Source organism: Rhodococcus sp. DK176 (genome assembly GCF_038447315.2).
GTDB classification, from domain to species: Bacteria; Actinomycetota; Actinomycetes; order Mycobacteriales; family Mycobacteriaceae; genus Rhodococcus_F; species Rhodococcus_F jostii_A.
Window position 1 is genome coordinate 5,061,525 of record NZ_CP118321.2, and the last position, 10,569, is coordinate 5,072,093.

A 10,569-nucleotide genomic window follows, 5' to 3' on the forward strand; every position below is an offset into this window, starting at 1 on the left:
CGGTGCCGGACCCCACGCCGACCGTAGCGGAACTACTTGCTGCCGTGGGGCGTTCACCGTCCGCGGTCGCGGTGCACGACCGCGCCGCGTGGGTCGGGCTGTTCTCGGACGGCGCTCGGGTCAACGACCCGGTGGGCTCGCGGGCACACGTCGGCACGGCGGCGATCGAACGGTTCTACGACACGTTCATCGCCCCCAACGCGATCACGTTCCATGTGAAGCGGGACGTGGTGTGCGGAATGACAGTGGTCCGTGACCTCGACCTCGAGACCCGGATGTCGACGGGAGTGGTGCTGACGGTGCCGATGCACCTGCGCTACGACCTCGTGGCGGAGTCGGGTGTCGTGGCCGTCGACGGGTTGTATGCGCACTGGGAACTGTCCGTGATGATCGCCCAGCTGGCCGCGGCGGGGTGGCGGGGCGCGGCGGCGTCGGTGAAGCTGGCACCGCAACTTCTCGCGAATCAGGGCGTGCTCGGTGTAACAGGTTTTATGCGAGGCCTGCGGACCGTCGGGCGCCCAGGCAGGAATGCCGCCACCGGATTTCTGGTCGCCGTCCGCCGTGAGGACACGACCGCAATGTCGGAGAGACTCGCTCCCGGTGCGGTTCTCGAACTGTCACCGGGTGTCCCGCTTTCTCCCGCTCACTTCGCGGACAGTCTCCGTGACCTGCAGTGGAGCAAGATGATCGTGGCGGGGCGTGCCGTCACCGCATCCGTGCGCGCGGCCGCGTGGGAGGGTGTGGCCCTGCTGGAGTTCGCACACCGATCCCATGAGATCTCACGAGTGCGAATGTTCGTCGAGGCGGTCACCCCCTTCACAAAGTGAAACAAGTTCTAGTACTGTCGGGGTCTCCTGGCCGACTGCCGACGCACGATGTTGCGTCGCGGGGCCACAACCGAACGGGGAGTCGTCGATGAAGGTTGCAGTAACCGGCGCCGCGGGATTCGTGGGCAACAATCTGCTGAATCTGCTGGTCGAGGCGGGGCACGAGGTGACCGCAATCGACCGCGTGCGTTCCCGGTACGCACCCGAATACGGGGTCACGTGGGTGAACGCCGACGTCCTCGACGTCGAATCCATGAAGCGGGCGCTCGAGGGCGCCGAGGTGGTCTACCACCTGGTCGCGATGATCACCCTCGCCCAGAAGGACGACCTGGCCTGGACCGTCAACACCAAGGGTGTGCGTACCGTCGCCGAAGCCGCTCTCGCAGTGGGTGTTCGGCGGATGGTGCATTGCAGTTCCGTGCACTCCTTCGATCAGAGCAGTTGCGGCGGAACGCTCGACGAGAACTCGCCCCGGTCCGTCGACGCGTCGATCCCGGTGTACGACAGGTCCAAATGGGCGGGCGAGATCGAACTCCGCGAAGTGGTCGAGGCCGGGCTCGATGCCGTGATCTGCAATCCCACCGGGGTGTACGGGCCCGTCGACTACGGACTGTCACGAGTGAACGCATTGCTGCGCAACGCCGCTCGCGGCCGGGTTCCCGCGGCGGTGCAGGGCGGGTTCGACTTCGTCGACGTCCGGGACGTCGCCGCCGGACTGATCGCCGCCGGGGAGAAGGGCCGGACCGGTGAGAACTACCTGATCTCGGGGCACATGCTCGGCATGCACGATGCCGTGAGGAGGGCTGCGCGTGCGGCGGGTCGTCGGGGGCCGCTGTACTCGTTCCCACTCAGCGTCATCGAACGCGTGCTGCCGATCGCCGAACCGATCGGGACCCGGTTCGGCTCCGACGTGCTGTCGCGGTCCGCGATGTCGGCGCTGCTCGCGGCGCCCGTCATCGACGGCAGCAAGGCGCGGTCCGAACTCGGCTACGTTCCGCGTCCCGCCGACGAGACGATCCGCGACTTCGTCGGTTTCCTGGTGACGTCCGGTCAGCTGAGCCGGGGAGGTCAGTTCTCCCCGGTCGCGTCCTCGTTGTAGTCGGACTCGGAAGCCTCGGCGGGCGCGATCAGCGCGGGGCCGGCGGCGCCGCCGTGAGCGAGGGCGTCGAGGAAGGACCTGGCCCACCGGTCGACGTCGTGTGCGAGGACCTGCCTGCGCAGGGCCCGCATGTGGCGTCGGCCGTCCTCCTTCGGCTGGCCCAGTGCCTGCTCCATCGCGTCCTTGACGCTGTCGAGATCGTGCGGATTGCACAGGAACGCCTGACGCAGTTCGGCGGCCGCGCCCGTGAACTCGCTGAGCAGCAGTGCGCCGCCGAGGTCACTGCGGCACGCCACGTACTCCTTGGCGACGAGGTTCATGCCGTCGCGCAGCGGAGTCACCAGCATCACGTCGGCGGCGACGAAGAACGCGATCAGCTCCTCGCGGGGGATCGGCCGGTGCAGGTAGTGCACCACCGGCCTGCCGACCTCGCTGTACTCGCCGTTGATCCGCGACACCTTGCGTTCGATGTCGTCGCGCATCTGCACGTAGCTGTCGACCCGCTCGCGGCTCGGCGTGGCCAGCTGCACCATCACCGTGTCGGCGGGATCGATGCGCTGCTCGTCGAGCAACTCGTGCAGCGCGGCGAGGCGGACGTCGATGCCCTTCGTGTAATCGAGGCGGTCGACGCCGAGCATGATGTGCTTGGGATTGCCCAGTTCGTTGCGGATCTTCTTGGCGCGGTCCCGGATCGACTTGGATCGGGACTGTTCGTCCAGCTGCCCCGAATCGATGGAGATCGGAAACGCGCCGACGCGCACCGTGCGGAACCCCACCTGCACGACGCCCAGCTTGGAGCGGACACCCACGTTGCCGCGGGACGTCTGCTGACCGGCGAGTTTGCGGGCCAGGTAGAGGAAGTTCTGGGCACCGCCCGGGAGGTGGAACCCGATCAGGTCGGCGCCGAGCAGGCCCTCGATGATCTCGGTGCGCCACGGCATCTGCATGAACAGTTCCACCGGCGGGAACGGAATGTGCAGGAAGAACCCGATCGTGAGGTCGGGGCGGAGCATGCGCAGCATCTTCGGAACGAGCTGCAGCTGGTAATCCTGGATCCACACCGTGGCCCCGTGCGCGGCCGCCTTCGACGTGGCCTCCGCGAAGCGCCGGTTGACCTCGACGTAGGCGTTCCACCAGTCGCGGTTGTATTCGGGCTTGACGATGACGTCGTGGTAGAGCGGCCAGAGGGTGGCGTTGGAGAAGCCCTCGTAGTAGTCGGCGATCTCCGCGGCGCTGAGCGGAACCGGGTAGAGCTCGAGATCGTCCTCGACGACGGGGTCGAGTTCGGCGTCCGCGACCCCCGCCCAGCCGACCCATGCACCCTTGTTGCGGCGCAGGATCGGCTCGAGCGCGGTGACGAGGCCACCGGGGCTGCGCTTCCAGCGCGTGGTGCCGTCCGGAAGGCGTTCGAGGTCGACGGGGAGTCGGTTCGCTACGACGACGAAGTCGGCTTGCCCGGACACAGGATCAGAAGTCGAGCGTGATGACGATGCTGACGATTCCGAACTGGCAGCCACGGGCTTCCTTCGCAGTCGAAGTGGATGAAATTCTCAGTCGAGCTTGCTGGTGGGTCCGATTCCGAGCATGGAGAGCAGCATCCTGCACTCGTCGGCATCTTCGGCGTATGCAGCGACAACGCGCTGCGCCTGGCGGGCGGTCTCGTCGGCTAGGGGTTCGAGATCCTCGTCCGCGATGTCGTTTTCGGCGGTCGTCTTCGCGGCCATCTTTGTCCTCTCGGGCTTGCTGCTGCATCACGCGCAGTAGTTCGTATCGGCGACTCTATGAGAACCGGGCATGTCAACGCTAGTTGCCCATCGATTAGGGTTCATCAAGTTAGGGTCTGCTTACTTCGTAGGTGGGTGGGGAAGCGTCGGCATTGGGAGTTACGCGCGTGAAGACTGGTGGCACCGCAATTCTGCTTCGCACGCTGGTGCGGAATCGTGTTCGGCTGGGGATCGGCACCGTGCTCGTCTGCCTGCATCAGGTGGCCGAGACACTGGTCCCGATCGCGATCGGCGTGATCGTCGACCGGGCCGTCGCGACCGGAGACGTGTTCGCTCTCGCGGTGTGGCTGTGCGCCCTGGCGCTGCTGTTCCTGGTGCTCACCGCGGCGTGGCGTTTCGGTGCGCGGTTCATCGTCGTGGCGATGCAGAACGAGGCGCACCAGCTGCGGATGGAGGTCGCGCACCGCATCCTCGACCCGCGGGGAGTGCGCACCGACCTGCGTGCCGGTGAACTGCTGTCCGTGTCGACGTCGGACGCCGACCGCGCGGCGTGGATCGCGGACATCACACCCCGGGCCGCGGCGGCCCTCACCGCGGCAATCGGATCCGCCGTGGCCCTGCTGCTGATCGACGTTCCCCTCGGACTCGCCGTTCTGATCGGCACCCCCGTCATCCTCGGTCTCCTCCAGCTCGCGGCGCCGCTGATCACCCGCCGGGCCACCGATCAGCAGGCCGCCGTCGCGCGGGCGTCCGCCATGGCCACCGACCTCGTGAGCGGGCTCCGGCCCCTGCGCGGGATCGGCGCCGAGGTGTCGGCGTCGCGGCGATACCGGACGGCCAGCCGCGAGGCGCTCGGCGCCACCCTGCACACGGCGAAGAGTTCCGCCGTGTTCGCCGGGGTGTCGATGACCGTCAGCGCCCTCCTCGCCGTCGGTGTCGCGGGTCTCGCCGGCTGGTTCGCCCTCGAGGGACGCATCACCATCGGCGAACTGATCACCGTCGTCGGACTGTCCCAGTTCTTCATCGAGCCGCTCGGCGTCCTGGCCGGTCTGCCCGGGTTGCTCGCTCTCGCCCGCGCGTCGGCGGACCGTCTCGCGCTGGTCCTGGACGCGGAACCCCTGCTGCCCGCCGGGTCCGGCCGAACACTCGACGGCAGCGAGCTCAGCCTGACCGGCGTGTCCTACCGGTCCCTGAGCGCGCTGGATCTCCGGGTCACCCCCGGCGAACTGCTCGGCGTCGTCGCGTACCGCCCGCAGGACGCGGAGGCGCTGGCCGCGCTGCTGTCGGGGCAGGTTCCGCCCGACCGGTACGACGGCGAACTGACGGTGGGCGGAGTGCGGTTGTCGGACGCGGATCTCGCGCAGGCCCGCCGGGCGCTGCTCGTCGAGCCGCACAACGGCGACCTGTTCTCCGGAACCGTCGCGTCGAACGTGACCGCGGGCAGGCCCGGCGCCACGGCGTCCGAGGTGCAGGCGGCGCTCTCCGCGTCCGCGGCGGTGGACGTCGTCGAGGCACACCCCGAGGGCCTCGACCACGACGTCGCCGACCGCGGGTCCTCGCTGTCCGGCGGTCAGCGGCAGCGGGTCGCCCTCGCACGTGCACTGGTGGCACAGTCGCCGGTGATGGTGCTGCACGATCCGACGACCGCGGTGGACGCGGTCACCGAACACACGATCGCGGGCGGCATCGCGGACCTGCGGCATCGCGGCTCCGCGGACCGGCAGACGACGATCCTCATCACGAGCAGCCCCGCGCTGCTGTCCGTGACCGACCGCGTCGTCGTCCTCGACGACGGAACGGTGGTCGGCGCGGGCACGCACTCGCAGTTGGCGACCGAGAACGCGAACTACCGTCAGGCGGTCCTGCGATGAGTGAACTGCTGCCCATCGCGAACGCACGCGACACGTGGGCGTGGCTGAGGTCCGAACTGGGACGCCGCCGCGGCCGGAGCGTCTTCACCCTGCTGGTCGCCGCCGTCGCGGCCGGTATGGCGCTGGTTCCCGTCTACGTCTTCGGTGTCCTCGTCGACCGGGTGCAGGACGGGGCGCCGCCGTCCACCATCGGGTGGGTGGTCGCGGTGATCGCGTCCGCCGCTGTGATCGGCGGCGTGTGCGCCGGGTTCGCGTCGTTCCTGATCCGCAGCCTCGGGGAGGGAATCCTGGCGGATCTGCGCGAACGCACCGTCGACCGGGCGCTCCGGCTGCCGATCCAGACGGTCGAACGCGTCGGCAAGGGCGACCTGCTGTCGCGGGTCGGCGACGATGTCGCGGTGATCGGCAAGGCCGTCACCGACGTGGTCCCCAACCTCGTCACGGCTGTCCTGTTGGTGGTGCTCAGCATGGTCACGATGCTCGGCATCGACTGGCGGCTCGGGCTCGCAGGCATGGTGGCGCCGCCGATGTACGCGCTGGCGATGCGCTGGTACCTGCCGCGGTCCGCACCGGTGTACGCCGCCGAACGCGTGGCGATGGGAGAGCGTTCGCAGGCCCTGATCAGCAGCATGCAGGGCGCCCGGACGGTGCGTGCCTACGGTCTGGAAGACAGCCATCTGGCGCAGATCAACGGTGCGTCGGGACAGGCCCGCGACCTGTCCGTCGGTGTCTTCGCACTGTTCACCCGGTTCGCTGGGCGCGGCAACCGGGCCGAGTTCGTGGGGCTCGCCACCATCCTCGCCGCCGGATTCGCCCTGGTGAACGCGGACATCGTCACCGTCGGCCAAACCACCACCGCGGCACTGCTCTTCCACCGGTTGTTCAATCCGATCGGCATGCTCATGTACACGTTCGACGAGGTGCAGTCGGCGGGTGCGAGCCTGGCCCGGCTCGTCGGCGTCGTCGACCTCGATGACGAGTCGAGCACCGGGACCGCCACCGTTCGGGAGACCGCCGATTCGACGCTAGAACTCGCCGACGTCCGGCATACCTACGACGGCAGCCACGAAGTGGTGCACGGAATCAGCCTGCACGTGAAGTCCGGTGAACGTGTCGCCCTCGTCGGCTCGACCGGAGCGGGCAAGACGACGGTCGCGGCGATCGCGGCCGGCTCGATCGTCCCGACGTCCGGGTCGGTGCGCATCGGCGGCACCGCGCTGCCCGATCTGGAGCCGGGCGGTCTCCGCCGCCGGGTCGCCATCGTCAGCCAGGAAGTCCACGTGTTCGCCGGACCGCTGATCGACGACCTTCGGCTCGCCGCGCCCGACGCCTCCGAGGAGGACGCGGCGATGGCACTGAAGGCCGTCGGCGCCGACGGCTGGGTGAACGCACTGGACGACGGCGTCCAGACCGTGGTCGGGGAGGGCGGCCAAGAACTGACCGCCGCCCAGGCGCAGCAATTGGCCTTGGCGCGGCTCGTCCTCGCCAACCCGTCGGTCGCGATCCTGGACGAGGCGACGGCCGAAGCAGGCAGCGCGGGTGCGCGGGAACTCGAGGCGTCGGCCGAGGCCGCGACCCGTGGTCGCACGACGCTGGTGGTGGCCCACCGGTTGACGCAGGCGGCCGCCGCCGATCGGGTCGTCGTCCTCGAACACGGCCGGATCGTCGAGCAGGGTCCGCATGCCGATCTCGTCGCCGCCGGTGGGCGCTACGCCGAACTCTGGGCGGCGTGGGAGGGTCGCTGACCCCCGCAACCACGTCGGGTGAATGTGCCGTTCGGCGCTTCTGAGGCGTTGAAAGGCACATTCACCCGGAGATGGTGTCGGCGCGGGACCGTCAGCTGAGGTAGCCGCCGCCGTGGGGGAAGAATTCGGTGCCGGCGAGTTCGGTGCCGTCGTCGAGCCGGACGCGCTGGATCTTGAGGCCCTTGTTCCTGCCTGTGCGGGCGTCGGGTCCGGCGACGATGACCATTCCGTCGCCTTCGTGGATGAAGACACGCCCGGGCGTTCCACCGTAATTTCCCTCGGATACAGCGGCCTTCAGAACCCGGACACGCTGTCCCTTGTAATGGGTGAAGGCGTTCGGGTACGGGTCGGACTGCGCGCGCACGAGCCGTTCGATGGCGTCGGCGGGCCACGTCCAGTCGATGAGGCTGTCCTCGGGGGCACGCTTGTGGAAGAACGTGGCCTGCGAGCGGTCCTGCGGCGTCCAGTCCGTGCGACCGGACGCGATCAGCTCGAGTGCGTCGAGGGTGATGGGGCCGATCATGTCGACGGTGCGGTGGAACAGATCGGTGACCGTGTCCGTGGGCCCGACGGGCGTCGACCTCTGCAAAACGATGTCGCCGGCGTCGAGTTCCTCGTCCATCAGGTGCGCGGTGAGGCCTACTTCTTCTTCACCGTTGATGAGCGCCCAGATGAGCGGGGAGAATCCTGTGTACTTGGGCAGGAGCGAGTCGTGAATATTGAGGGTGCCGTAGCGGGGAGAGTCGAAGACGTCCCGTGGCAGCCAGGTGCGCCAGTTGTTGGCGACGACGATGTCGGGGTCGGCCTGCTTCAGCGCGGCCTTGAAGTTTTCGTCCGGCTTGGTGGCGATGTGCACGGGCACCCCGTGCTCGGTGGCCAGGTCGGCGACGGAGTCCGCCCACATCTGTTCGTAGACGTGGTCGCTCTTGGGGTGGGTGATCGCGAGGACGACCTCATGGTCGGACTGGAGCAGGGCCTGCAGGGTACGGTGACCCCAGGTTTGATATCCGAGTGTGGCGACTCTCAACGCGGTCCTCCTGGACGAGCTTGTCGGTCAGCGCCGCATGCGAGCGGCAGCCGAGCCAGCTTAGGCTATCCAATCTAAAACGGTGAGACCGCCCATGGAAGGAAGGCAACATGACGATCGCCACGATCAACGGGATCCCCCTGAATTACCAGGTCAAGGGATCCGGCGATTTAGTGGTGCTCATCATGGGAACCGGGAGTCCGGGACGGGTGTGGGATCTGCATCAGACCCCTGCGCTCATCGACGCCGGCTACCGCGTCTGCACGTTCGACAACCGTGGCATCGCGCCGTCCGGTGAGAGCGTCGACGGGATCACCATGGACGACCTCGTCGCCGACACCGCGGGACTGATCGAGCACCTCGGCGGCGGCCCGGCCCGTGTCGTCGGCACCTCGATGGGTGCCCGCGTCGCGCAGGAACTTGCCCTGACCCGGCCCGACCTCGTGCACAAGGCGGCGTTCCTGGCCGGTCACGCCCGCATGGACTACTTCCAGCAGACCCTCACCGAGGGTGAGCGCGCCCTGCACGACAGTGGTGTCGAACTCCCGGCGAAGTACCGGGCCGCGGTGACGGCCGTGATGAATCTGTCGCCCGCGTCGCTCGTCGACCCGCACACGGCACGCGACTGGCTCGACCTGTTCGAGTTCAGCGGCGGCCGGACGTCGGACGGCGTGCGCGCGCAGATGGAGATGGACCGCAGCTTCGACCGCAGGCAGGCCTACCGGGCGATCACGACACCGTGCCTGTCCATCGGGTTCGCCGACGACAGGATGATCCCGCCGTATCTCTCGCGTGAGGTGGCCGAGGCGATCCCGTCGGCCCGGTACTACGAGATCTCCGACGTGGGGCACTACGGCTACCTCGAACAGCCCGAAGTGGTGAACAAGGTGCTGCTCGAGTTCCTCGCCAACTGACGCGCCGGCACCCGCCGAGTTGTGAGTAGGGTGGAATTTCGAGCGGCTGGGGGCAATCACGGTGACGGCGAGGTTCTGATGGCGTTGGGTATTCCGCGCCTCGGGGTGGGCATCGTCCGGTACGACGTCGTGAACGGGGCCTTGTGGTGGGATGAGAAGGCCGCCGCCATCTTCGGGGATGACGGTTCCCGGCCACCGCTCGAATTGTGGCGGGAGCGGGTCCATTCCGATGACATCGGCGCGGTGCGCCGCATGTTCGGTGACACCGCCGGGTCCGTCGGCGCGGAATGCGTGTTCCGGATCGTGCTGGCGGATCGGTCGACCCGGTACATCCTCACCCGCAGCATCGACGTCACCACCGATGCGTCCGGCGCCCCTGTCGAGCTGACGGGAGTGGTCATCGAACTCGGGCACGTGGCCGGCCGGGACGCGCAACTTGCGGCGTTGCTCGATCGGGTGGGCCTGGGGTTCATGGCGCTCGACGAGGATCTTCGGATCATCTACGTCAATTCCGGCTGCCTGCGGCACGTGCGGCGGTCGCGGGACGAACTGCTCGGGCGTGTCGTCACCGAGGTTCTTCCCGAAACGCAGGGCAGCTACTTCGACGCACTGTGCCGCAAGGTTCTCGCCACCGGCCGCGAGCAGCAGACCCGGGTGGACTCGCTGTATTCGCCGGGGATGACGATCGAGGTGACCGCCGCAGCCGATTCCGGCGCGCTGGTCGTGCATTTCCGGGACGTCACCGCGGAGGTCACCGCTCAGCAGCAGGCGGAGGAGGCGCACGCTCTTCTTCTGCACGCTGCCACGCACGACAGTCTCACCGGACTGCTCAATCGCGCCGCCATCACGGAGCATCTGCAGCGTCTGTTCGAGCCCGGCTCGGGGCCTGCTGTCGCGTTGTTCCTCGACGTCGACGGTTTCAAGGACGTCAACGACACCCGGGGGCATCGCGTCGGTGATCGCATCCTGCAGGGGGTGTCCGAGCATTTGCGCCACGCGATGCGCGCGCCGTCCGCGGTCGGCAGGCTCGGCGGCGACGAGTTCGTCGCGATCCTGCCTGACGTCGACGAATACGACGTCGACGACGTGGTGACCCGGATGCTCGCGACGATCACCACGCCGATCGACGTCGGCGACGAACTCCTCGTCGTGACGATCAGCGTGGGGATGGCGCGCAGCACGACGGCGCGCACGGTCGACGAACTGCTCCATCACGCGGACACCGCCCTCTACGCGGCCAAGCGTCGTGGCGGGAACACCGCGGTCTGGCACCACTAGGTTGCTGGGCGGCTGCCCCCGGCAGTCGACGCCGCCACTCGTGTGCCGAACCCGCGAACGCGCGGTATGTTTACGCGGTCGAAG

9 protein-coding genes are annotated in these 10,569 nt (G+C 68.3%); 6 read left to right on the forward strand and 3 right to left on the reverse strand.

Going from position 1 to position 10,569, the window contains the following annotated elements:
- The first annotated feature begins 2 nt into the window (after positions 1–2).
- Together PSR88_RS23970 and PSR88_RS23975 are read left to right on the forward strand one after the other, a co-directional pair.
- Positions 3–827, forward strand: a complete 825-nt coding sequence (locus tag PSR88_RS23970) for a nuclear transport factor 2 family protein (RefSeq protein ID WP_011597046.1) — start codon at positions 3–5, stop codon at positions 825–827.
- An 88-nt stretch (positions 828–915) separates the two neighbouring features.
- Entirely contained in the window at positions 916–1,926 is a 1,011-nt protein-coding gene (locus PSR88_RS23975; RefSeq protein WP_009477774.1) for an NAD-dependent epimerase/dehydratase family protein, read from the forward strand.
- Here the strand turns inward: PSR88_RS23975 and PSR88_RS23980 are convergent.
- On the reverse strand, positions 1,896–3,443 hold the full coding sequence (locus tag PSR88_RS23980; RefSeq protein WP_009477775.1) for a trehalose-6-phosphate synthase: 1,548 nt from the start codon (positions 3,441–3,443) through the stop codon (positions 1,896–1,898). The two genes, PSR88_RS23975 and PSR88_RS23980, sit on opposite strands and share 31 nt — an antisense overlap.
- Positions 3,444–3,476: 33 nt before the next feature.
- On the reverse strand, positions 3,477–3,650 hold the full coding sequence (locus tag PSR88_RS23985) for a hypothetical protein (RefSeq protein ID WP_005262874.1): 174 nt from the start codon (positions 3,648–3,650) through the stop codon (positions 3,477–3,479).
- Between the two features lie 167 nt (positions 3,651–3,817).
- Between PSR88_RS23985 and PSR88_RS23990 the strand changes: the two genes are divergently transcribed.
- Both PSR88_RS23990 and PSR88_RS23995 read left to right on the forward strand, forming a co-directional pair.
- Positions 3,818–5,521 carry an ABC transporter ATP-binding protein gene (locus PSR88_RS23990; protein WP_016883995.1) on the forward strand — a complete coding sequence of 568 codons (1,704 nt, stop codon included), beginning with the start codon at positions 3,818–3,820 and terminating at the stop codon, positions 5,519–5,521.
- Positions 5,518–7,266, forward strand: coding sequence for an ABC transporter ATP-binding protein (locus tag PSR88_RS23995; RefSeq protein WP_016883994.1), 1,749 nt, complete (start codon positions 5,518–5,520; stop codon positions 7,264–7,266). The genes PSR88_RS23990 and PSR88_RS23995 overlap by 4 nt, the downstream gene beginning before the upstream one ends.
- A 91-nt stretch (positions 7,267–7,357) precedes the next feature.
- Here PSR88_RS23995 and PSR88_RS24000 read toward each other — a convergent pair whose 3' ends face one another.
- A complete protein-coding gene (locus PSR88_RS24000; RefSeq protein WP_016883993.1) occupies positions 7,358–8,293 on the reverse strand; it encodes a methionyl-tRNA formyltransferase in 936 nt (311 codons plus the stop codon).
- Positions 8,294–8,403: 110 nt separating this feature from the next.
- Between PSR88_RS24000 and PSR88_RS24005 the strand changes: the two genes are divergently transcribed.
- Together PSR88_RS24005 and PSR88_RS24010 are read left to right on the forward strand one after the other, a co-directional pair.
- Complete coding sequence (locus PSR88_RS24005; protein ID WP_016883992.1) at positions 8,404–9,207, forward strand: alpha/beta fold hydrolase; 804 nt, start codon at positions 8,404–8,406, stop codon at positions 9,205–9,207.
- 78 nt (positions 9,208–9,285) lie between these two features.
- On the forward strand, positions 9,286–10,485 hold the full coding sequence (locus tag PSR88_RS24010; RefSeq protein ID WP_029539607.1) for a sensor domain-containing diguanylate cyclase: 1,200 nt from the start codon (positions 9,286–9,288) through the stop codon (positions 10,483–10,485).
- Positions 10,486–10,569: the final 84 nt, after the last annotated feature.